Origin of the sequence: Promicromonospora sp. Populi, from assembly GCF_041081105.1 — a bacterium.
Taxonomy (GTDB): Bacteria; Actinomycetota; Actinomycetes; order Actinomycetales; family Cellulomonadaceae; genus Promicromonospora.
Map to the genome: position 1 here is coordinate 1,203,176 of NZ_CP163528.1, position 22,337 is coordinate 1,225,512.

Consider the following 22,337-nt stretch of genomic DNA (forward strand, 5'->3'; position numbering starts at 1 on the left):
CTAGCCGTATGGTATAGTTACGCTCATGAGGCCAAGCTCCCGAAACGCAATCCTGGACGCAGCCCTTCGCCTGGCCGGCCACGAGAGCGGCTCGATAGACATCACCTTCGAAGCGACCGCAAAGGAAGCACGAGTCACCAAGGGCGGGGTCCAGTACCACTTCCACACCCGCGACGAGCTGGTGCTGGCGGTTCTCGAGCGTGCCGCCGGGCGCTTCCACGACGCGATGCTGTCGCTGCTGGACAAGCCGTTCGACCAGACCAGCCCGGCCGAGCGCGTGCGTGCCTACGTGCTCGCGATCGCCGCGGGTTGCCTCAGCCGAGCCGACCTGGCGGTCTACGCCGAGGCGTTGACCAATCCGGCCCTGGCCGAACCCTGGGAAATGCTGATGACCCCCTGGCTGAACCTCGACGACGTCACCGACGCGGGGCTCAGAGCACGGCTGCGGGCGGCCCACCTGGCCGCCGACGGCCTGTGGGCGGCCGACGTGACAGGCATCTTCTCCCCGACCGATGACCGAGAAGCGCTGATCGCAGAGCTTCTCGCACTGACCGAGACTCCACGAGAGGTTGGCAGATGAAGAAATGGCTCGCGTTGGCAGGCGCGATCGGAACCGAGGTCACGGCGACCTTGTCGCTCAAAGCCGCACTCGACCATCCAGCCTGGTACCTGCTGGTGGTCGTCGGCTACGCCGCCTCGTTCGTCCTGCTCTCGACCGGCCTGCGGCTCGGCATGAAGATCGGGATCGCCTACGGCATCTGGGGGGCCGGCGGCGTCACCCTCACCGCCCTGCTCTCGGCCGTCTTCTTCGCCGAACCCCTCACCGCGCTGATGGGACTCGGCATCGTCCTCATCGTCGCCGGTGTCCTGGTCGTCGAGCTCGGCGCCCAGCACGCTCAGCAGAACAACACGGAGGTCAGCGCATGAGCTGGTTGTTCCTCATCGCCGCCGTTCTCGCCGAAGTCACCGCAACCATGTCTCTGCGCGCCTCCGAAGGCTTGCGGAAGAAGAGCTGGATCCCCGCCATCACCATCGGCTACGTCCTGGCCTTCGTGTTCCTGAGCATGTCACTTGACCAAGGCATGCCACTCGGAATCGCCTACGGCGTCTGGGCCGCCAGCGGCATCGCCCTCACGGCCGTCCTCGCTCGGGTGCTCTTCAAGGAAGCCCTCACCGCGATTATGGTCGTCGGAATCGGCCTGATTGCCGCCGGTGTTTTGGTCGTCGAGCTGGGCGCGGCGGCTAGCCACTGATCAGTCGCCTGACGAGCGTGCAATCCCCTCGCATTGGTGTCGCTAGCCTGGTGGAGTGCTGATCGAGCGAGTGAGCGTCAAACCCGCCCTGGTCGAGGATGGCGTCTGGCCGTGGACGGTGCCCGCCGTCGCCGAGATCGCCGCGAGTGGGCTGCGCTTGACCAGCAGCATCGTGATCCTGGTCGGGGCGAACGGGTCCGGTAAGTCCACCGTGCTGGAGGCCATCGCCGAGACGTACGGGATCGACGTGCGCGGTGGGCACGGCGGGCGCAAGTACGCCAGCCAGGTCGAAACGAGCCCGTTGGGTGACGCACTCGTTCTGGAGCGGACCGGGGCCGGCTCGCGCATGGTCCGGCAGAACGCGAAAGGCTTCTACCTGCGAGCAGAGACGGCGTTCGGGATGCTGTCGTTCATGACCGGGGCCGGAGTCAGTGGGTACGGCGACCAGCTGTCGTGGGAGGTCAGCCATGGCGAGTCCTACCTCCAGGCGATCGCCGGTAGGTTCGACGGTCCCGGCCTCTACCTCCTCGACGAGGCCGAGGGGCCGCTGTCATTCGAGTCGACGCTGCAGCTGCTGTACCGGCTGCAGGACCTGGTGGCAGACCATGCCGCGCAGGTGATCTACGCGACGCACTCACCGCTGGTGGCAGCGCTGCCCGGGGCCCAGATCCTGGAGATGACGGACGACGGGATCGCTGAGCGCACGTGGGCTGACCTGGAGTCGGTCAACCTTTGGAAGAGCTTCCTGGGGCGGCCGGACCGGTTCTTCGACGCCGGTTGATATCCCCGGCGGGGTTGGCACGCCGCCTCACGTGAGCTGACCGAAGAGCTCGGGCTCGTTCGTGAGCGAATGCGTCCCCTGGTCATCGACCACGAGGCTGCTACGGACGACGGGATGCCTGAGGGAATTGCCTGGATCTATCGACGGGGGTCTGATCAGCGAACAGGAGCTGGCTGCCCTCCCCCTTGATGACCCGGAGATCGTCTCCGTCGGCCTTTACAGGCTGGACGAGGTCAGCGGCAAGACGACCGGCCCGCTCGCCCACCGGCTCTCCGCATCGCTGGTTGCCATACGGGACGGTTCCGGGCCGATCTTGTGCGACGACGGAGTCCATGCCGCCGTCGATCGCTAGACCAGGAGGCTTCGGCTGTAGTGACGCATCCGTCCGTTCTCCAGCTCCGACACCGTGGACTTGCCGATGAACGACGCCTTCGCCAGATCGCGCAGCGACATACCGCGCTCGGTCCGAAGCCGGCGCAACGCCTCAGCAAATCTCAGGTCGACCACGCGCATGATCACTCCTGCGGTGTCTCGTCTCGTACCCACTCCAGGTACTTCTGGTGCCCGCCGATCACAGGCGTCACCAGAACCTCAGGAACATCGTAGGAGTGCTCACTCACGATGTACTCGGTGAGCCGGTCAGCGAGGGCAGCGGTCGTCTTGAACGTGACCCGCCACTCCTTGTCCTTCTGCACAGCGCCGTCCCACCGGTACACGCTCGTGACCGGGCCCTCGGCCTGCGCACACGCCGCGAGCCGCGCTTCTACGGCCGATGAGGCGAGAGCCTCAGCTTCCTCCACGGCGTCGAACGTCGTCGTAACCTGCACGAACTGGACATCGACCGGGTTGATTGCCATGGCGGCGAGCGTACCGGCGCCGAGCGAAGTGGGCTACGAGGGGTGGCGGTTCGAAGCCGTCCACGCGTTGTGTCTCCTCGGCCTCGACCTCGTCAAAGAGCGGGGCGCACGACGCAGCGCAATCCTGACCGTCTCAGCTCGCTGGCGCAGCCGTGTCATGCCGTTGTGATCAGGTGAAGCAGCCCATGTTCCCTAGACTTGCTGTCGCCCCCTCCGTTCCAGGTCGGGGCCACACACAACCCCGATTGGAAGGTTCACGCGTGTCCGACGTCGTGGCGATCAAGGACCAGGTGGAGGCAGCCGTACAGGCCGCCCTGTCCCAGGTGCTCCCGGGCGAGCTGGCCGGCACCGACCCGGTGGTCCGACGATCCGACCGCGCCGACTTCCAGTCCAACGGACCACTCGCCGTCGCCAAGCGCGCCGCCCGGGCACCGCGGGACCTGGCGGCCGAAGTCGCCGCGCAACTGTCGCCGCAGGGCATAGACGCGGAGGTGTCCGGTCCGGGATTCCTCAACCTGATCATCGCCGACCGCCCAATCTGGCAGCAGGTCGCGAACCGTCTGACCGCCGCCGAGCTGGGGCTGCCACTGACCCAGCAGGGCGAGCGGATCGTCGTCGACTACTCCGCGCCGAACGTGGCCAAGGAGATGCACGTGGGCCACCTGCGCTCGACGATCATCGGCGACACCCTGACCCGGGTCTTCGCCCGCCTCGGTGCCACCGTGATCCGGCAGAACCACGTCGGCGACTGGGGCACCCAGTTCGGGATGCTGATCCAGTTCATCAACGAGCACCCCGAGCAGACCTGGCAGGGCGAGGCCTCGATGTCCGCCCTCGACGCGCTGTACCGGGCAGCACGGGCCGAGTTCAACGCCGACCCGGCGTTCGCCGACCGGTCCCGCGCCCGTGTGGTGGCCCTCCAGTCAGGTGACGAAGCAACGCTGACAACCTGGCGCGAGCTCGTCGCCGAGTCCGAGGCGGCATTCCAGGCGGTCTACGACCGCCTTGGTGTCCTGCTCACCCTGGATGACGCCGACGGCGAGTCCCGCTATAACAACGACCTACAGGGCGTGGTCGACGAGCTCGTCGCACGGGGCATCGCCGTCGACTCCGACGGCGCCCTGTGTGCGTTCACCGAGGGCGTCGTCGGACCCGACGAGGAACCCGTGCCGCTGATCGTGCGCAAGAAGGACGGCGGCTTCGGCTACGCCGCCACCGATCTCGCGACCATCCGGCTGCGCGTGGACGAGTACAAGGCGACTCGCATCCTCTACGTGGTCGACGCCCGCCAGGCCCTGCACTTCAAGATGGTGTTCGACGTCGCCCGCCGTGCCGGCTGGCTGCCCGACGACGTCGCCGCGACCCACGTCCCGTTCGGCACCGTCCTCGGTCCGGACGGCAAACCGTTCAAGACCCGCGACGGCGGCACCGTGCGCCTGACCGACCTCCTGGACCAGGCGGTCGAACGAGCCCGCTCAGAGCTCGCCGAGAAGGACCACGGGATGGCCCTGGACGAGTTCGAACAAGTCGCGCAAGCAGCCGGGATCGGCGCCGTGAAGTACGCCGACCTGTCCAACACCCGCACCAAGGACTACGCCTTCGACGTCGACCGCATGGTCGCCTTCAACGGCAACACCGGCGTCTACCTCCAGTACGCGCACGCCCGCATCCGCTCGATCCTGCGCAAGGCGGCCGACGCCGGCATCCCGGCGGGGCAACCAATCGACCCGGCACTACCGCTGCACCCGGCGGAACGTGAGCTAGCGCTGACTCTGGACGAACTTGGTGCGGTACTAGACGACGTCGCCAGGACTCTCGAACCCCACCGCCTGTGCGGCTACCTCTTCAGCCTGGCCCGCGCCTACACCGAGTTCTACGACCAGTGCCCCGTACTGCGCACCGAGGACCCGGCCGTGCAAGCGAACCGCCTCGCCCTGTGCGAGCTCACCGGCCGCACCCTGGCCACCGGGCTCGACCTCCTCGGCATCACCGCACCCGAACGCATGTGACGGATCCCGGCTCTGCTCCACCAGCTGCGTGGAGCAGAGCTGCCGCCTCTACTCACCAATCGCCGGCCAAGGAGACATCCGTATGACCGACCCCGCGACCGATCCGGAAGCGGCAAACGTCGCCAACTTCGCGCACGAGATGGGTGTGCTCAAGCGCCTGCGTCGTGCCGGGTGGTGGCAGGCCGGCGTCCGGGACCCGGAGTCGGTCGCCGAGCACAGCCTCCGGGTGGCGCAGCTCGCGGCGCTCATCGCAGCGGAGGAGGGCGCCGATCCGGCCCGTGCGGCTTACCTGGGGCTGTGGCACGACTCCCAGGAGACGCGGATCACCGACATACCGCACTCGGCCCGCCCTTACCTCGGCAAGGCCAACAACGAGACGATCACCCGCGACCAGGTCGCTTTCCTGCCCGAGGCAGCGGCAAAGACAGTCACTGAGGCCGTGGCCGAGTACGAGGCCCGCGAGACGCTGGAAGCCCAGTGTGCCAAGGACGCCGACAAACTCGAATGCCTTCTCCAGGCACTGGAGTATCGGGCGGCCGGCCACCAGCATGTCCAGAAGTGGATCGACAGTTCGCGCGCGGGTATCGAGACGTCGTTCGCAGCACGCGTGGCCGACGCAGCCCTGGCGGGCAGCACCATGGCATGGCACGACCAGGCCCAGCCCTAACTCGCTCTCGTCTCAATCCGTATGGTGTCTCCACTATGACGATGCGCTGGGTCGAGATGGACGACAGCGTCCGACTGAGGACCTGGCAGTCGGGCTCTGCCGATGTGGATCAGTTTCCGGTCGTGTTGGTCCACGGCGGGCCGGGACTTCCCGACTACCTGGAACCCGTCTCGACCCTTATCGACGACCTGACCCAGGTGCACCGCTACGACCAGCGAGGCACCGGCGGCTCCCGATGGAGCGGCCGGCACACCGTAGCTCGCCACGTTCAAGACCTTGGGCGCCTGATCGACGCCTGGGGCCACGACCGGGTCGTTCTCATAGGGCATTCGTACGGGACCGATCTGACGAGCTTCTTCGTGCGGGCGTTTCCTGAGCGCGTCGCGGGAGTCGTCTACCTCTGCGGGCCCTTTCTCGGACCATGGCGCGAGTCGACGCGCATAACGGAGCGGGCGCGCCACTCTGATTCTCAGCAGGCCCGGCTCGAAGAGCTCGGTGCGCTCACTGCGCGTTCTGATGACGAGGAGATCGAGCTTCTGGCGTTGTCATGGTTTACCGACCATGCCGACCAGGAATACGCCTGGGAATGGGCGCTGAAGTCCGCGCGCACGTTGCGTCCGATCAACTGGACGATGAATGCCCAGCTCAATGCCGACAAGAGGTCCGACCCCCTGGAGGGCGACATCGAACGGCTCCGCGCGGCCCTTCCCGCCAACACCGCGATCATCGGCGGTGCGGAAGATCCCCGCCCCGCAGCAAGCCTGCGGCAACTGGCAGCAGACCTGGGCTGCGACGTCACCATCATTCCGGGAGCGGGCCACCATCCCTGGATGGAGCGTCCCGAGGAGTTCGGGGCAGCGCTTCGGGACGCCGTCTCGCGGCAGGTCCACTCAGCAACCTGAGGGTCCCGTCAGCTCGCCGGGTCGTACTGGAACTCGCGGAGCTCCTGCGAGCAGCGGCAGGCGACGGCGATCTTCGCCGCCCACTCGACGGCCGCCTCCCGCGAGGGCAGCTCAAGAACGGTATAGCCGCCGTTGGGCACCGTGTGGCCCGGGTACGTGCCCTCGGTGACGGTGCCGTCGCCGGCCACGAGCACGGGGCCCACGCCCTCGTTGATCCCGCCGCCGAACACGTACACGCCCGCCGCCTTGGCCTCCTCGATGACGGCATGCGACGACTCGACCACCGCCTCGAACTCCCCCTCCGGGATGACCATGGCCTCACCGGGGAACGAGATCAGGTACTTCGTCATTTCGGAACTCCCTCTGCTGGTGCTGGTGCGTCAGTCGGCGATGTGGGCGGTGTTGTCGAGCCAGTGCTGGACGAGGGCGGCGTCGCCGTCGACGCCGATCCCGGCGGCTTCGTGGTCGGCGAACGGAAGGCGCCGGGTCAGGATCAGCAGCAGCAATCCTGCCGGGCCGGTGACCGTCACGTCGGCCGGTTGGGTGCCGGGCCGCCACGTCGCGCCGTCGGGCCGCTGCTCGATGAACCAAGCGCCTGCGCCGTCCAAAGCAAGCCACTGCAGGGTCTCCCCCGCACCCCGGATGGCGTGGGCCGACTCGGACCGCAGCATCTCCCACGTGGGCGAGGTGAGCATCTTGAGGTGGTTGCTGATGAGCTCTGCTGCGACGTCGGCGTCGACGTCGGGCGCGCCGCCCGCCGTATAAACCGCGTCAAAGCCGTGCACCACCGCCTCGTTGAGGCTGCTGGTCAGCCAGAACTGTCCCCCGGTCCGCTCGTCGCCCGCGGCGTTGAACACCGGCGCGACGAGCGCGTCGTCGGAGAACGCGTTCGCGACCCGCGTGGCGGACTCTGAGAGCCACGCCGGCCACTCGCCGGGGTCGGCGGGAAGCTTGGCCGCATCCGTGGGTAGCTCCGTTGGGTCGACGATGCGCCGCTCGACCATCTCCGCCACCCAGTGCTGGGTCTGTCCCACGTGCTCGACCAGGTCGGTGATGGTCCACTCCGGGGCGGTCGGCACGACTGCGCCGGGGCCGGCCGCGGCGGCGGCCTCCGCCAGCCGCCGGGTGTGCTCGACGATCGCCTGCCTGGCGCGGTCTGCATTCAGCTCGGTCATCCGATAGCTCTTTCCGTAGGTTCGTTGTGCCCTGACCGACTGGGCGTGCCGGTCGAACTCATCGGTGACCTACGTCGTCATACAAAAGACGTCGTACAAAGACAAGGGTGCCGGGGCGGGAACTCCCGCCCCGGCACCCTTCCTACCGGTCCAACCCGCTCAGCGGCCTACCCGCTCAGCTGCGGTTCCTAGCAACCGTGTACCGGAACGTGTCCGTCCGCAGCACCTCACCGGACACCTTCACGATCCGGATCGTGTGCGCCCGGTCCCTCAGCCCGGTGGCCTCGAAGACCACCTGGGCGGTGCGGCGGGCGTCGCCGGACAGGTCGACCCGCTCGACCAGCCTGCCGTCGATGAACACGTCGGCCTCACCCTGGTCCGGGGCGAGAGCGGTGACCCACTCGATGCCCGTGCCGGTGAAGGTGAGCTCGACCGCGGCGCCGTTCTCCGACGCGGAGTGCACGTCGTCGTGGTAGTCGCCGCGGAACTGGAAGTCGACTGCGGCCTCGCCGACGGGCAGCGTGGCGAGGTAGTCGCTCCCGAGCGTCACCGTGTTGCCCTCGAGGGTGTACTCGGCGCCCTCCTCGAGGTCGGTGCCGTCCACCGAGATGCCGACCAGCTCGCTCGCGTCGCGCAGCAGCTCCACGTCGATGTCGGCCGGAGCCGCCTTGTCGAACGCCGCCGTGTCGGGGTCGAGCAGGCTCTCCTGCCGCACGTCCAGCCGGTCCACCAGCATGTACGAGCCCGACTTCTTGACGCCGCGGATCGTGTGCGACCCGTTGGGCAGGTCGGAGATCGAGTAGACCACCTGCTGCACCTGGCGGGGCTCGCCCGACGGGCGGGACGTGTCGACGGTCTCCATGAACTCGCCGTCGATGTAGATGTCGACGTTGCCCTGGGACTCGTCCCGCTCGGTGATGTAGTCGATCCCCGTGCCGACGAACGTGTACGAGAACGAGTCCTCGTTGCGCTCGGTGTACTGGACGTCCGCCTGGTAGTCACCGAACTCCCGGCCGGTGCTCTGGCTCCAGGCGCCCGTGTAGACGATGTCCGGGTTGTTGTTGTTCAGGATCGTGGTGCGGGTACCAGCCGAGTCCCCCGGTTCCTCGGGCTCCTCAGCGGGCTCGCCGTCCGTGACGGTCACGGGCAGCGGCTGCGTGACCGCCGGGACCTCGAAGTTGTCGTTGCGCACCCACTCGCCCTCGTAGCCCACCCGCAGGTCGTCGTCGTTCACGGTGATCTGCGAGTTGCGGGCCGGCGTGACCTTGATCAGGCGGGCACCGTGGATCGGCACGTCCTCGGCGACAAAACCGCCGTCGAACGAACCCAGGTTCTTCCTGGACCACAGGTCGCGGACCTGCGCGGAACCGCCGTCGAGCCCGATGTCGGCCCAGTCCACGTTGATGTCCCGGTCGGTACGGCCCCGGTTGAAGAGCGCGACCGTGTACGAGCTGTCCGCGTTCAGCGAGTACCAGACCTCGAGGTTGGGGTCGCCGGACACCGGCTGTGCAGGCACGCCCGCCTGGTTCACCCCGATCACCTCGGGGTTGGTCAGCAGCGAGAGCCCGTAGTCGTCGAGCCGCGTCATGTCGTTGCCGATGTAGAACGGGGCCGACGACACCGCCCAGAAGGTCGCCGCGGTACGGCGCTCGTCACGCGTGAGACCGTCCATGCTGCCGTTGCCGACGTTCAGGGAGTCCAGGTCGTTCCAGCCGCCGGGTCCACCGTGGCGCCACCAGTCGGCCATCCGCGGGAACAGCCGGTCGATGCTCGACCAGACGGTCAGTGCCTCGCCCTGGCAGTAGCACTCGACGTCCCAGTCGACGCGCCACCCGTTGGCCTGGTCCTGCCACTGCTCGACATTGTTGATGTCCACGGCCCAGGAGAGCTCGAGCCAGATGTTGTGGCGCTCCAGGGCCTGCGACCACGCCGCGACATCGTCGCGCGCGTCGAGGGAACCGTCGGTGAAGCCGGAGCCCGGGGTCACGCTGTCGAACTTCAGGAAGTCGACGCCCCAGCTCGCATAAAGGTCGGCGATCGCGTCGACGTAGCTCTGGGCGCACGGGTTGGAGAAGTCGATCTTGATCCCGATGTCCCAGGCGTCGGCCGACTGGTGCGGCTCGACGGCGATGTCACCGGTCGAGCAGCCCGGCGCGCCGAAGATCGGCAGGTCCTGCTCCACCAGGTCCTCCGAGATGCCCGGGATGCTGTACAGGCCGAACTTCTGCCCGTTGGCGTGGACGTAGTCGATCACGTCCTCCAGCCCGTCCGGGTACAGCGTGGCGCTCGGCGTGGGCCGGCCGTACTCGTCGATCCCGTCGTTCCAGCCGGCGTCGACGTTGATGTACTCGAACCCGAACTCCTGCAGCTGCTCGTGCATGGCATCCGACTGCGCCTTGAGCTGGTCGGCCGTGATCCACCTGCCGTTGTCGTACACCTGCATGCTGTAGCTGCTCCACCCCATGTAGGGCTTCGCGGCCACGTCCCCGGCCGGGGGGTACGACCCGGGCGGGATGGCGGTCGTGAGGGGCGACGACGTGAGGGGCGACGTGCCGGCGACTGTGACCGGCGACGCCGCCTCACGTGCCGACGCCGACGAGACGGCGGTGCCGAGCGAGACGAGCAGAACGCTCGCCGCGGCGATCGCCCTGGTGCCCCGTCTCCTGCGACGGTTCTCTTCCATGAGTAAGTCCTCTCTGCGGTGTGGTCTTCCTTGACCGCCGGAGCGCTTCGCCGCGCTCCGGATCTCTCAGTGCGCCGCGCCGCCCCCGCGGGACGCGCCAAGTTCTTGTGCGACGGCGTCCAGCACCGTCTTCGCGCCGTCCAGCCAGAGGCGGGCCAGCTCCTGGTGGCCGCGCTCCCCCGGGTGGATCCCGTCAGGCGCGACGTCGGGCGCCGACCCCAGGGCGCGCAGCCCGGCGTCGGCCTCGATCAGCACCGCCCCCAGCTCGGCAGCGAGCGATCGGGTGACCGCGCGCTTCTCGTCGAGGTCGGCACGCCAGGTCTGCTGCTCGTGATTGATGGGCAGCAGGAACGGCTCGATCAGCACGAGGCGGGCGTTCGGGACGCGCTGCAGGATTGCCCGGTAGTCGTGCTCGAACTGCTCCGCCGACGTCGCGTCGCCACTGTCGTAGCGGCGCCAGGTCTCGTTGATACCGACCAGCACGCTGAGGATCGCCGGCTGCTCCGCAACGACGTCGCTCTCCCACCGCTCCTGCAGGTCCAGCACGCGGTTACCGGAGATGCCGCGGTTGCGGACGTCGAAGCCCGCCAGCTCGGGCGACCCGGCAAGCAGGCGCACGTAACCGTCGCCGAGCCCCTCCGGGTCGGTGCGGCGTTCGCAGTCGGTGATGCTGTCGCCGGTGAAGACGATGACGGGCCGGGTCATGAGAGTTCCTCCGAGTTCAGGTCAGCCAGTTCCAAGCGCTCCAGGTCGAGTCGCTCCAGGTCGAGTCGCTCCAGGTCAAGGAGCATCGCCTGCTGCGGGTTGAGCGTCGGCAGGGGGATCCCCACGGTGGCCAGCACCTGGCCGGGCAGCACGACGCCGCCGTCGATCGCTGCGTCGACCCACGCGGGATCGGCACCCTGGTGGCGCGACGCCGCTCCCAGCTCCTGCCGCACGCGCACGCGGTAGGTCGCCGTCGGATCAAGACCGGGCAGGCGGACGCGCCCGCTCTGGCCGGCCGCCGACGTGTCGAACCGGGTCCACGTGAACAGCGCCCGCGACCCGTCCTGGGCGATGACGCCGCCGAGCGCTGTCGCGTCGTCGGCGAGGTCGGCGTTGACGACCCGCCCCGTGTGGAGCACCCCGCGCAGCTCACGGTAGAGATCCGCCCAGGCGGTGATCGTCGCCAGCTCCGCGTCCGAGGCGGTCGACAGGTCCATCTCGATCCCGGCGTGCGCCGTCAGCGACGCCACGAGCCGGAAGGCCAGGTCCGTCGTGCGGGACGTCGTGTGCGCCCGCGCGGCGCCCAGGTGCGAGCCGATCAGCTCGGGCGGGACCAGCAGGCGGGTCCAGCGCTCGATCCGCGTGCGTTCGACCGGGTCGTTGCAGTCCGAGGCCCAGAGCCGGTCGGTCCGCTCCAGGATGCCGAGGTCGACCCGGCCGCCGCCGCCCGAGCAGGACTCGATCTCCAGGCCCGGATGGCGCTCGCGCAGCTCGTCGAGCATGCGGTACAGCGCGAGCGTCTGCGCGCGCACCGAGGGCCGGTCCCCGCCGTCCCGATGGCCGACGGCCTCGAGCAGGTCCCGGTTGTGGTCCCACTTGACGTAGTCCACCGAGTAGTCCTTGATGAGCGCGCTGACCCGCTCGAGCACCGTGTCGTACGCGTCGGGGCGCGCGATGTCGAGCACGTACTGCCGCCGGGCCGGGGCACCCAGGCCCTGCCGGGGGCCGAGCACCCAGTCGGGGTGCTCGCGCGCGAGCGTGGAGTCGAGGCTGATCATCTCGGGCTCGAACCACAGCCCGAACTCCATGTCGCGGGAGTGCACGAGGTCGGCGAAGGGGTGCAGCCCGTCGGGCCAGACGCTCCGGTCGACGAACCAGTCGCCGAGGCCGGCGTAGTCGCCGCGGCGGCCGTGGAACCAGCCGTCGTCCAGGACCACCCGCTCGACGCCCACCTGCGCGGCGCGATCCACGAGCGTCGTGAGGCGCTCGATGTCGTGGTCGAAGTACACGGCTTCCCACGTGTTGAGCACGAGCGGCCGCGCCGAGTGCGGGTGCGCGGGCCGGGCCCGCAGCCGCCGGTGCAGCCGGTCGGCCAGCCCGTCGAGGCCCTCCCCGGACCACACGAACACGGCGGTGGGCGCGTCGTAGCGCTCGCCGTCGGCCAGCATGACCTCACCCGAGTGCAGAGCCTCGCCCCCACCCAGGACGGCGGCGAACGGGCCGGCGCCCTCCGTGAGGCGTTCCACGAGGTACTCGCCCTCGCCGCTCCACGCGAGGTGCATCCCCCAGACCTCGCCCTGGCCGAAGCTGAAGCCGCTCGTCCCGGCGGTCAGCAGGTACGGCGAGTCGTGGCCCGGCTTGCCCCGGTGCGCCCGGCGCAGGTGCGTGCCGTAGGCGATCGGGAGCCGCTGCGGCGCGCGCTCGCGGCACCACTTGCCGGTGAAGTCCAGCAGCTCGGTGGCCCGCTCGGGCAGCGGCACCAGGGCCCGCAGCGCGCCGAGCGTGTACGGGGCGGGGCCGGCGTCGGGAGCGAGCGCGAGGTCGCGCACCACCGAGAGGTCGATGCCGAGCACCCCGAAGGCGTCCAGGGTGAACCGCTGCTCGCCGCGCAGTGCGCTGACGCGGTCCACGAACCGCAGGGTGATGACTCCCCCGCCGTCCGCCGCCGGCTCGTGCGTGTACGAGTCGAGCTCCGGGCGCGGGGTCGTGGCCGTGCCCGCCGCGTTGCCCTCCTGGGCCGGGGTGCCCGACCAGCCGTCGAGCTCCGTGGGCCACACGGTCATCACGCGTGCGACGTCCGGCGAGTTGTTCAGGAGAGCCGGGATCGCGGTGGTGCGCAGGGCGTCGACCGTCGCCGCTTCGAGGGCGCCGATGTCAGCGCCCCAGTGCAGGATGCTAGGCACCCGTCCCGAGATGTCGAGCACCAGACTGGTCCCCGCCGCACTGAGGGACAGGACGGCTCCGTCGCCGTTGGGCATCTATCAGGCTCCTCGCTCGATTACTTGACACGGTCAATAAACCATTCCTAGGCTGCTTGACGCAAGCGGTTTGTGTCGACTGCTCAGAACCGAGTTGTCGACGACGACGAGTTCCGGCACCGGCCGGGAGATCGCACACGAAGATCAGGAAGACCGATGACGCTCTTGCCTACAGGGCCTGCCCTGTCACGCACGCAGGTACCTCTAAGACGACGAACCGGGTCGCCGGCCCATCGCGCGGACGCCCGCCTCGCCTGGCTGCTCATCGCCCCGGCCGCGGTCGGCTTCCTGGTGTTCGCCGTCTACCCGACCCTGCGCGGCATCTACCTCAGCTTCACCAACTTCCGGGTGCTGTCGCCGCCCACCTGGGTGGGGTTCGACAACTTCGTCGAGCTCGCCGGTGACGACGTCTTCTGGCAGTCGCTCGGGGTCACCGTGTACTTCGTGGTCCTGTCGGTGACGCTCGGCACGGTCCTGTCGGTGGTGACGGCGGCGGTGCTGCACCGGGTGACCACCTCGACGGTGGTCCGGGGCGTGATGATCCTGCCGTTCCTCATCTCGGGCGTCGTCGCCGCGACCGTGTGGTCGTGGATGCTCGACACCCAGCTCGGCATCGTCAACATCGCCATCGAGGCGCTCGGCGGCAGCGGCATACCGTTCCTGGGCTCGCGCGACTGGGCGATCCCGACGATCGCGCTGATCAGCATCTGGAAGTCGATGGGCTACACGGCGATCATCGTCTTCGCCGGGCTGCAGACCATCCCGGCCACGATCTACGAGGCCGGCCGCATCGACGGCGCCAGCGAGGTCCAGATGTTCCGCCGGCTCACGCTGCCGCTGCTGCGCCCGGTCCTGGCCCTGGTCCTCGTGCTGAACGTGATCGGCGCGTTCCAGGTCTTCGACATCGTCCAGGTGTCCACCAGGGGCGGCCCCGCCAACGCGTCGAACGTGCTCCAGATGTACATCTACAGCAAGGCGTTCGGCCAGTTCGACTTCGGGTACGCCTCGGCGATGTCGCTCGCGCTCTTCGCCATCCTCATCGTCATCACCTTCCTGCAGCTACGCCTGCTGCGGGCGAGCGAATCGGACACCAACTGATGGCCACCACGGACACCCTGACCCGCCCGGGTACAACAGCACGCCGCCCGGCCTCTCGCCGTCCGGCAGTGCGGCCCGGCCGCATCGTCGCCTGGACGTACCTGGTGATCGTCATGCTCATCACCGTCTTCCCGTTCTACTGGATCCTGCGCACCGCGCTGTCGAACAACTTCGCGCTGCTCGCCGAGCCGGCCTCCCTGCTGCCCGTCGACTTCACGCTCGGCGCGTTCCGGCGGGTGCTCGGCCTGGCCACCACCGAGGAGTCGATCGCCGAGGGCGGCTCAGGGGCGTCCATCCAGATCGGGCACTTCCTGCTCAACTCCGTGATCTACGCGACGCTGTCCACGGTGGTCGTCGTGTTCCTCTCGACGCTCGCCGCCTACGCGTTCGCCCGCCTGCACTGGCGCGGCCGCGACCTGGTGTTCAACCTGTTCCTCGGCGCGCTGATGGTGCCCGGCATCCTCACGCTGCTGCCCAACTTCGTGCTCGTGCGCGAGCTGGGGCTGCTCAACACCTTCGCGGGCATGGTGCTGCCCACGGCGCTCTTCTCGGCGTTCAACATCTTCTTCCTCAGGCAGTTCATGCTCGGGCTCAGCACCGAGACCGAGGAGGCCGCGCTGATCGACGGCGCCGGGCGGCTGCGCGTGATGTTCCAGATCACCCTGCCGATGTCGGTCGGGCCGATCACCACCCTGTCGATCCTCGGATTCATCAACGCGTGGAACGACTACTTCTGGCCGCTGCTGGTCACCAGCGACGAGAGCGTCCAGCCGCTCACCCTGGCGCTGGCCGTGTTCAAGCAGTCCTCGCCGCAGGCCCAGCCCGACTGGGCCGGGCTCATGGCGGCAACCCTGGTCGCCGCCCTGCCGATGCTCGTGCTCTTCATGGTCTTCGGTAAGCGCATCGTCAACTCGATCGGATTCACGGGTATCAAATGACACACGACACGCTGCGCCTGCGGTGGTCCTCCCCCGCCGCCGAGTGGGCCGAGGCGGTGCCGCTGGGCAACGGCCGCATCGGCGCCATGGCCTTCGGCGGCGCCTCCGGCCGGCTCGCGCTCAACGACTCCACGGTCTGGTCGGGCACACCCGACGGCCCGGACCGCGCACTCGACGCCGTCCTCGCGGGCGGGGCAGGCCCCGCCCGCCTCGCGCAGGCCCGTACGGCACTGGACGACGGCGACCTGCGGGCCGCCGAGCGCGAGCTGCTCACCTTCGAGGGGCCGTACTCGCAGGAGTTCCTGCCGCTCGCCGACCTGCACCTGACCCTGGTACGGGACCCGGCCGGCGCCGAGGCCGCGGCGCGCGACCTCGACCTGGACCGCGGCGCCCTTCAGGAGTCGTTCGTCGTCGACGGCGTAACCACCGTGCGCCACACCTGGGTCTCGGCCCCCGCCCAGGCGCTTGTCGTCGAGTGGATCGCTGAGGGCCCGGTGCTCGACGTCGACGTCCGGCTCACCACCCCGCTGCGCGAGCGCAGCCGCCGGACGACGCCCGACGGCGTGGCCGTCGAGATCGAGGCACCGCTGGACGGGCCGCCGGAGCACGAGCGCGACCTCCCGGCGCACCGCTACGCCGACGCCGGCTCCGCCAACAACACCGCGGCCGACGTCTTCGACCACGTCACCTGGGCCGCGCTCGCGGTCCACACCGACGGGTCGGTCGAGCACCAGAGCGACCGGACGACGGTCCGCGGGGCGACCCGGATCCTGGCCGTGCTCTCCACCGCCGGCCGGTCCGCGCTGTGGTGGGCCGACCCGGCAGGCGACGCGTGGCGCACCACCCCCACCGCGGACCTGCACGACCGGGCGCTCGCCGCGGCGCGAGCCGCCGCCGCGCGCCCGGCCGCCGACCTGCTCGCCGAGCACGAGGCGGACCTGGAGCAGCACGTGTCCGGCGCGCGCTTCGCGATCGGCGGGCGCCGGTCGGGCACCTGGGACGTGCACGACCTCCTGTACGGCGGCGACGAGCCCCTGCGCGCCACGATCATGGCCGAGCTCGGCCGTTACCTGCTGGGGGCCTCGTCCCGGACGGGCGGGGTGGCCGCCAACCTCCAGGGCATCTGGAACGACGACCCGCGCCCGCCCTGGTCGTCGAACTACACGATCAACATCAACACCCAGATGAACTACTGGCCGGCGCCGGTACTGGGCCTCGACGAGTCGTTCGAGCCGCTGATCAGCCTCGTGGAGCGGATGGCGGCGACCGGCACCCGGGCGGCGCGCGAGCTGTACGGCGCCCGCGGGTGGGTCGCCCACCACAACAGCGACCTGTGGGGCTGGTCGCTGCCGGTCGGCAGGGGCCAGCAGGGCAGCGTGGGCTGGGCGCTGTGGATGATGGGCGGCGTCTGGCTCACCCACAACCTGCTGGACCACTATGCCTTCTCGGGCGACAAGGACCTGCTGCGGTCCCGGATCTGGCCGCTGCTGCGGGGTGCCACCGAGTTCTGCCTCGACTGGCTGGTCGAGGACAAGTCCACCGGCCTGCTGCGCACGAGCCCGTCGACGTCGCCGGAGAACAGGTACACGGGCCCGGACGGGCAGTCCGAGTCCCTCGGTCTGACGGCAACCATGGACCTGAGCCTGATCGGCGCGCTGTTCGACCGCGCGCTGGAGACGATCGACACGCTCGGCGACGTGCTCGATGCTGAGGACCCGCTCGCAGCCGAGATCACCGCCGCGCGCGCCCGCCTGCAGCCGGTCGAGGTCGCGCCGGACGGCCGCCTGGCCGAGTGGGCCGCCCCCGTGGCCGACCACGAGCCCGCTCACCGGCACATGTCGCCGCTGGTGGCGCTCTACCCGCTCGGCACCGTCGACCCGGAGAGCACCCCCGGCCGGCTGAAGGCGCCCGGCGCTTCCTGGACGAGCGCGGTCCCGGCGCCATGGGCTGGTCGTGGGCGTGGAAGGTGGCGCTCCGCGCCCGGCTCGGCGACGCCGAGCACGCAGCGGCCCTGCTCGAGGAGGCGTTCACGCCCTACGGGGGCGACGTCGCCCGGGCCGCCCCCGTCGACGGGTCGGAGTGGGGCGGGCTTCAGCCCAACCTGTTCAGCACCCACCCGCCGTTCCAGATCGACGGCAACTACGGCTTCGCGGCCGCCGTCGCCGAGATGCTGCTGCAGAGCCACCGCGGCGCGATCGACCTGCTGCCCGCGCTGCCCGAGGCCTGGTCCGAGGGCAGCGTCTCGGGCCTGCGGGCCCGCGGCGGTGTCGCCGTAGACCTGGAATGGGCGGACGGCGACCTGACGTCAGCCACGCTGACCGACCTGTCGGGCGCGGACCGGCCCGTCCGGGTCCGGTTCCGCGGCTCCTCCGCCGACCTGGACCTGCCCGCCCACGGGCGGCTCCGGCTCGACGGCCACCTACACGCAACTGACGAAGCACCAGGGGGCGCCGACGAAGGCGTCCTCGTCCACAGTGAGGAACGCACGACATGAGACGACAGATCAGCACAGCCATAGTCATCGTCGGTATGGCCGCAGGCCTGACCGCCTGCGGCTCCGGCGACGACACCGCGTCCGAGGGCGTCACCGTGAACTGGTGGACCTGGGACGAGCGTCAGGCGGCGGCCTACGAGCAGTGCATCCCGGGCTTCGAGGAGGAGAACCCGGGCATCACCGTCGACATCTCGCAGTACGGGGTGGAGGACTACTTCACCAGGCTCACCGCGGGCTTCGTGGCGGGCACCGCGCCGGACGCGTTCCAGAACAGCGTGCCCCTGCTGGGCGAGTACGCCGGCCAGGGCCAGATCATGCCGCTCGACGACCTGATCGAGGAGACCGGCTACGACCTGTCGGTCTTCGACATCGGCGTCGACTCCTGGCAGTACACGGACGGCCAGCAGTACGGCATCCCGCTGGACTGGGCCGCCTCGGCGATCTACTTCAACACCGCCATGGTCGAGGACGCCGGCCTCACGGCCGAGGACATCCGCACCATGACGTGGAACCCGGAGGACGGCGGCACGTTCGACGACATCGTCGCCCACCTCACCATCGACGCGAACGGCGTGCGGGGCGACGAGCCCGGCTTCGACCCGGAGGACGTCGAGACCTACGGCATCAACAGCCTCACCGCGAACGACTACAACGGCCAGGTGACGTGGAACTCGTTCGTCTCCACGCTCGGCTGGCGGCTCGGCGGCGACGACGCCGCGTGGCCGACGCGGATCCCGTACGACGACCCGGAGCTCGTCGAGACGCTCGAGTACGTGCGCAGCCTCGGTGAGCGCGGGTTCATGCCCGAGTTCGGCCAGTTCACCGTGTCGGGGGCGGAGCAGATGGGCTCCGGCTCGGTCGCCATCGTGCAGGGCGGCACCTGGGACGCCACCACCATCACGAAGATCCCTGGCGTCGAGGTCGAGGTCGCGCCGACCGTCGAAGGCCCGGAGGGCCGGATGATGATCAGCAACTCGAACGCGAACAACATCTACGCCGGGACCCCGAACGTCGACGAGACCTGGGCGTGGGTCAGCTACATGGGTTCGGAGGCCTGCCAGTCGACCGCTGGAGCCGGCGCCACCTTCCTGCCCTCGATCGGGGCGTCCCTCCAGGCGACCATCGACGCGCAGGCCGAGGAGGGCCTGGACATCTCCAGCTTCGTCCAGATCCTCGAGAACGGCGAGATCTACCCGACCCCGCCGCTCGCACACGGCCAGCAGATCGCGGACACCATCCAGCCGATGTTCGAGGGCTACTTCACCGGCGAGCGGGACGAGGACGTCTTCACCGAGATGGCTACCGAGTCCGAGCAGATCCTGACCCAGTAACCGGATCGCGGGCGGGCCGGTCACCGGATCCCGCCCGCGGTTCGTTACGGTGTGACTGACCTGGACGGATACGACACAAACGGTCCGAGAGAGCTGTCAAGACGATGAACGGTGGGCGATGAACGACGAGGCCGCGGCACGGATCGCGCTGTTGCGCTCGCTGTCCGCGTCCGCGTCGTACGTGTTCACGACGGTCCTGACGCGCAGCCCGATCAGCCGGATCGACGTCTCCCGCGTCACCGGGCTCTCGCAGGCCGCGGTCACCAAGGCGGTGGCGCCGCTGGTGACCGCCGGCCTGGTGGTCGACAACCTCGGGTCGCGACGCGACGGGCTGCCCGGACGCCCGGTGAGCCCGGTGGCGATCGTTCCCGAGTCACTCATCGCCATCGGGATCAAGGTCAACGTCGACGAGCTCATCGGCGTCACCACCGACCTGACCACCCAGGTGCTGGCGACACACCGGGCGCCGCTCACGAACCACGACCCCGAGTCCGTGGTGGCGGCGATCGCACAGGTCTGCGCTCGTCTCCAGGCGCCCCTGGGGCGCGACGCCGGGCTCCTGGCCGGCATCGGCGTGGCGGTGTCGGGCGACGTCGACACATCGGCCGGTACGGTCCGGGAGTCCGCGAACATGGGGTGGACCGCCGTCGACCTCCGTGCGCTCCTGGAGCCGAGGGTGGGCGCCCCCGTCGTCATCGAGAACGACGTGCGCGCCCTGACGATCGCCGAGCACCTGTTCGGTGTCGGCCTCGGCATCGACTCCTTCGCCATCGTCACGATCGGCCTCGGGATCGGCGCCGGCCTGCACGTCAACGGCGAGGTCGTGGAGGGTGTGCACGGCGTGGCGGGCGAGATCGGCCACCTGCCCCTCGCGCCCCGGGACCGGATCTGCGGGTGCGGCCGCCGCGGGTGCGTCGAGGCGGTGGCGGCGACGCCGGCCATCGTCGCGGCGATCTCGGCCGCGCACGGGCGCGACGTCTCGATCACCGAGGCGGTGCGCCTCGCGCACGACGGCGACGTGCCGGCGACCGAGGCATTCACCGAGGCCGCCCGGACCATCGGGACCGCCATCGCGAGCCTGGTGAACCTGACCGGGCCCGACCTCGTGATCCTGGGCGGCGAGGCGGTGTCGAACTTCGACCTGTTCGACCAGAGCCTGCTCGGTGCGTACCGCGAGCACGCGTTCGGCGCGGCCGGCCGGTGCCGCATCGTGGTGCGCCCGCACACCTTCGAGGACTGGGCCCGCGGCGCCGCCGCCGCGGCGATCCGCAGCCTCACGCGCTGAGCCACGCCCATGAACGACGCCGGCGAACCACGCCGGCGAACCATTTCGGCGACCAGAGAGGCGTTCGATGACGCTGCCGAAGACCACGAGGCGCACGATCGAGCTCGGGCGCATCGCGTTCGGAGCCGCGACCCTCGGGAACCTCCATCAGGAGATGTCCGACGAGAGCGCCCACGAGATCCTGCAGACCGCCTGGGACCTCGGCATTCGGCACTTCGACACGGCGCCGCATTACGGCCTCGGCCTCTCCGAGCGCCGGCTCGGGGCGTTCCTGCGGACCAGGCCGCGCGACGAGTACGTCCTGTCGACCAAGGCCGGACGCCTCCTGCGCCCGAACCCGGCCGGCGCTGGCACGCTCGATCTCGAACAGGGCTTCGCCGTCCCCGCCGACCTGCAACGGGTACCGGACTTCTCCGCCGACGGCGTCCGCCGCAGCCTCGAGGAGTCGCTGGACCGGCTGGGCCTGGACCGGGTGGACGTGCTGTACCTGCACGACCCCGAGCGGTACGGGCTCGCGGACGCGCTCGCGACCGGGGTCCCGGGCGCCGCTGCGCTGCGCGACGAGGGCCTCGTGCGGGCGATCGGCGTCGGCTCGATGTCCACACCCGCCCTGCTCGACGCCGTCCGGACCGGCGCGCTCGACCTGCTCATGGTCGCGGGCCGGTACACGCTCGTCGAGCAGCCCGTACGGCCCGAGGTGCTGGACGCGTGCGCGGAGCACGGCGTGGGCATCGTTGCCGCGTCCGTGTTCAACTCCGGCCTGCTGGCCCGGCAGGACCCCGCGGGCGGCCGGTACGACTACGGCGCCGTCCCGCCGGACGTGCTGCGTCGCGCCCAGGCGATCGCCCGCGTCTGCGCGCAGCACGGGACCACGCTGCCCGCCGCGGCCCTGCAGTACCCGCTGCGCGACCCGCTGGTGCGGGCCGTCGTCGTCGGCGCCGAACAGCCCGGCCAGGTCCGGGAGAACACCGAACGCCTGGCCGAGGCCCTGCCTGAGGCCCTGTGGGAGCAGCTCCAGGATGACGGCCTGCTCCCGGCATGACCCGCCTGACGCGCCCGACCTGCCCGACCCCAGTGGCCGCCGGTCAGTCGGCCGGCGCCGCCCAGCGGCGCAGCCACTGCTCGATGCCCGCGACGTGCGCGACCGCCAGCGACTCCGCGAGGCGCGCGTCCCCGGCCTCCAGGGCGTCGACGATGGCCCGGTGCTCGTCCAGGGTGCGGGTGGTGGCACCCTCCTGGGTCAGCCCGCGCCAGACCCGTGCGCGGACCGTGGCCCCGGACAGCGACTCGACCAGCGTGGACAGGTACGCGTTCCCGGCGGCGTCCACGACCGCCGCGTGGAACTTCAGGTCGTGCTGCACCAGCTCGGCGACACTCGTGTCCCCCGACACCAGCTCGAGCTGGGCGCGCAGGTCCGCGACGAGGGCCGCGTCCGCGCGGACGGCGGCGATCCCGGTCGCAGCCGACTCCAGGATCCGGCGCACGGCGAACAGCTCGAGCACCGCGTGGTCGTCGTGCAGGTCGGCCACGAACGAGATGGCCTCCAGCAGCAGCGCCGGCTCCAGGCTGGTGACGTAGGTGCCGTCGCCCTGACGCACGTCGAGCACCCGGATGACCTCCAGTGCCTTGACCGCCTCGCGCATCGAGCTGCGCGAGAGGCCCAGCCGCTCGCTGAGCTCCTTCTCGGACGGCAGCCGGTCACCGGGGCGCAGCTCGCCGTCGACGATCATCTGCTTGATCCTGCGGATCGCGGTATCAGTCACGGCCATAACCACGAATCCTACGGGACCGAACGGGATTCCACGCGGCAAACCTCCGATGTCTTGGCGGGCGAGTCGCGGAACGCTGGTGCCGAGTCCCCATTGACACGGCCAGACATCCTATGTTTCGATCCTCGCGCA

22 protein-coding genes are annotated in these 22,337 nt (G+C 69.9%); 14 read left to right on the top strand and 8 right to left on the bottom strand.

The window, feature by feature from the left end:
* Window positions 1–25 precede the first annotated feature (25 nt).
* The 4 genes from AB1046_RS05430 to AB1046_RS05445 are packed head-to-tail and all read left to right on the top strand — an operon-like array spanning window position 26 to window position 2,034.
* Complete coding sequence (locus AB1046_RS05430) at window positions 26–580, top strand: TetR/AcrR family transcriptional regulator (protein ID WP_369373132.1); 555 nt, start codon at window positions 26–28, stop codon at window positions 578–580.
* Window positions 577–927 carry a multidrug efflux SMR transporter gene (locus AB1046_RS05435; RefSeq protein ID WP_369373134.1) on the top strand — a complete coding sequence of 117 codons (351 nt, stop codon included), beginning with the start codon at window positions 577–579 and terminating at the stop codon, window positions 925–927. Before AB1046_RS05430 ends, AB1046_RS05435 begins: the two co-directional genes overlap by 4 nt.
* The gene (locus AB1046_RS05440; protein WP_369373137.1) at window positions 924–1,253 is read left to right on the top strand and encodes a multidrug efflux SMR transporter; all 330 of its coding nucleotides are present in this window, start codon (window positions 924–926) and stop codon (window positions 1,251–1,253) included. The genes AB1046_RS05435 and AB1046_RS05440 overlap by 4 nt, the downstream gene beginning before the upstream one ends.
* Window positions 1,254–1,308: 55 nt before the next feature.
* A complete protein-coding gene (locus AB1046_RS05445; RefSeq protein ID WP_369373139.1) occupies window positions 1,309–2,034 on the top strand; it encodes a hypothetical protein in 726 nt (241 codons plus the stop codon).
* 348 nt (window positions 2,035–2,382) lie between these two features.
* Here the strand turns inward: AB1046_RS05445 and AB1046_RS05450 are convergent, their stop codons facing one another.
* Both AB1046_RS05450 and cutA read right to left on the bottom strand, forming a co-directional pair.
* Complete coding sequence (locus AB1046_RS05450) at window positions 2,383–2,547, bottom strand: helix-turn-helix domain-containing protein (protein WP_369373141.1); 165 nt, start codon at window positions 2,545–2,547, stop codon at window positions 2,383–2,385.
* Window positions 2,548–2,549: 2 nt separating this feature from the next.
* Window positions 2,550–2,891 (bottom strand): divalent-cation tolerance protein CutA, encoded by a 342-nt coding sequence (gene cutA / locus AB1046_RS05455; RefSeq protein ID WP_369373143.1) that lies wholly within the window; start codon window positions 2,889–2,891, stop codon window positions 2,550–2,552.
* Window positions 2,892–3,181: 290 nt separating this feature from the next.
* On the opposite strand from cutA, the gene argS reads away from it, so the two are divergent.
* The 3 genes from argS (at window position 3,182) to AB1046_RS05470 (ending at window position 6,469) form a co-directional block, all read left to right on the top strand.
* The gene (gene argS, locus AB1046_RS05460; protein ID WP_369375578.1) at window positions 3,182–4,900 is read left to right on the top strand and encodes an arginine--tRNA ligase; all 1,719 of its coding nucleotides are present in this window, start codon (window positions 3,182–3,184) and stop codon (window positions 4,898–4,900) included.
* 82 nt (window positions 4,901–4,982) lie between these two features.
* On the top strand, window positions 4,983–5,567 hold the full coding sequence (locus AB1046_RS05465; protein WP_369373145.1) for an HD family hydrolase: 585 nt from the start codon (window positions 4,983–4,985) through the stop codon (window positions 5,565–5,567).
* Between the two features lie 41 nt (window positions 5,568–5,608).
* Complete coding sequence (locus tag AB1046_RS05470) at window positions 5,609–6,469, top strand: alpha/beta fold hydrolase (RefSeq protein ID WP_369373148.1); 861 nt, start codon at window positions 5,609–5,611, stop codon at window positions 6,467–6,469.
* A gap of 8 nt (window positions 6,470–6,477) precedes the next feature.
* Here AB1046_RS05470 and AB1046_RS05475 read toward each other — a convergent pair whose 3' ends face one another.
* The 5 genes from AB1046_RS05475 to AB1046_RS05495 all read right to left on the bottom strand — a co-directional run bounded on the left by AB1046_RS05475 (window position 6,478) and on the right by AB1046_RS05495 (window position 13,290).
* Window positions 6,478–6,819, bottom strand: a complete 342-nt coding sequence (locus tag AB1046_RS05475; protein WP_369373151.1) for a YciI family protein — start codon at window positions 6,817–6,819, stop codon at window positions 6,478–6,480.
* A 30-nt stretch (window positions 6,820–6,849) separates the two neighbouring features.
* Window positions 6,850–7,644, bottom strand: a complete 795-nt coding sequence (locus AB1046_RS05480) for a maleylpyruvate isomerase family mycothiol-dependent enzyme (RefSeq protein WP_369373153.1) — start codon at window positions 7,642–7,644, stop codon at window positions 6,850–6,852.
* A gap of 175 nt (window positions 7,645–7,819) precedes the next feature.
* A complete protein-coding gene (locus AB1046_RS05485; RefSeq protein ID WP_369373155.1) occupies window positions 7,820–10,327 on the bottom strand; it encodes a X2-like carbohydrate binding domain-containing protein in 2,508 nt (835 codons plus the stop codon).
* A gap of 66 nt (window positions 10,328–10,393) precedes the next feature.
* On the bottom strand, window positions 10,394–11,032 hold the full coding sequence (locus tag AB1046_RS05490) for an SGNH/GDSL hydrolase family protein (RefSeq protein ID WP_369373158.1): 639 nt from the start codon (window positions 11,030–11,032) through the stop codon (window positions 10,394–10,396).
* The gene (locus AB1046_RS05495; RefSeq protein WP_369373160.1) at window positions 11,029–13,290 is read right to left on the bottom strand and encodes an alpha-galactosidase; all 2,262 of its coding nucleotides are present in this window, start codon (window positions 13,288–13,290) and stop codon (window positions 11,029–11,031) included. Before AB1046_RS05495 ends, AB1046_RS05490 begins: the two co-directional genes overlap by 4 nt.
* A 156-nt stretch (window positions 13,291–13,446) precedes the next feature.
* Between AB1046_RS05495 and AB1046_RS05500 the strand changes: the two genes are divergently transcribed.
* The 7 genes from AB1046_RS05500 (at window position 13,447) to AB1046_RS05530 (ending at window position 21,478) form a co-directional block, all read left to right on the top strand.
* Complete coding sequence (locus AB1046_RS05500; protein ID WP_369373162.1) at window positions 13,447–14,388, top strand: carbohydrate ABC transporter permease; 942 nt, start codon at window positions 13,447–13,449, stop codon at window positions 14,386–14,388.
* Window positions 14,388–15,326 (top strand): carbohydrate ABC transporter permease, encoded by a 939-nt coding sequence (locus AB1046_RS05505; protein WP_369373164.1) that lies wholly within the window; start codon window positions 14,388–14,390, stop codon window positions 15,324–15,326. The genes AB1046_RS05500 and AB1046_RS05505 overlap by 1 nt, the downstream gene beginning before the upstream one ends.
* A complete protein-coding gene (locus AB1046_RS05510) occupies window positions 15,323–17,602 on the top strand; it encodes a glycoside hydrolase N-terminal domain-containing protein (RefSeq protein WP_369373166.1) in 2,280 nt (759 codons plus the stop codon). The genes AB1046_RS05505 and AB1046_RS05510 overlap by 4 nt, the downstream gene beginning before the upstream one ends.
* Entirely contained in the window at window positions 17,494–17,820 is a 327-nt protein-coding gene (locus tag AB1046_RS05515; RefSeq protein WP_369373168.1) for a glycoside hydrolase family 95-like protein, read from the top strand. Before AB1046_RS05510 ends, AB1046_RS05515 begins: the two co-directional genes overlap by 109 nt.
* Window positions 17,817–19,151, top strand: coding sequence for an ABC transporter substrate-binding protein (locus tag AB1046_RS05520; protein WP_369373170.1), 1,335 nt, complete (start codon window positions 17,817–17,819; stop codon window positions 19,149–19,151). Before AB1046_RS05515 ends, AB1046_RS05520 begins: the two co-directional genes overlap by 4 nt.
* A 118-nt stretch (window positions 19,152–19,269) precedes the next feature.
* A complete protein-coding gene (locus tag AB1046_RS05525) occupies window positions 19,270–20,436 on the top strand; it encodes an ROK family protein (RefSeq protein WP_369373172.1) in 1,167 nt (388 codons plus the stop codon).
* Window positions 20,437–20,503: 67 nt separating this feature from the next.
* The gene (locus AB1046_RS05530; RefSeq protein WP_369373174.1) at window positions 20,504–21,478 is read left to right on the top strand and encodes an aldo/keto reductase; all 975 of its coding nucleotides are present in this window, start codon (window positions 20,504–20,506) and stop codon (window positions 21,476–21,478) included.
* 43 nt (window positions 21,479–21,521) lie between these two features.
* On the opposite strand, the gene AB1046_RS05535 is transcribed toward AB1046_RS05530, so the two are convergent.
* Window positions 21,522–22,205, bottom strand: coding sequence for a FadR/GntR family transcriptional regulator (locus AB1046_RS05535; protein WP_369373176.1), 684 nt, complete (start codon window positions 22,203–22,205; stop codon window positions 21,522–21,524).
* Between the last annotated feature and the right edge of the window lie 132 nt (window positions 22,206–22,337).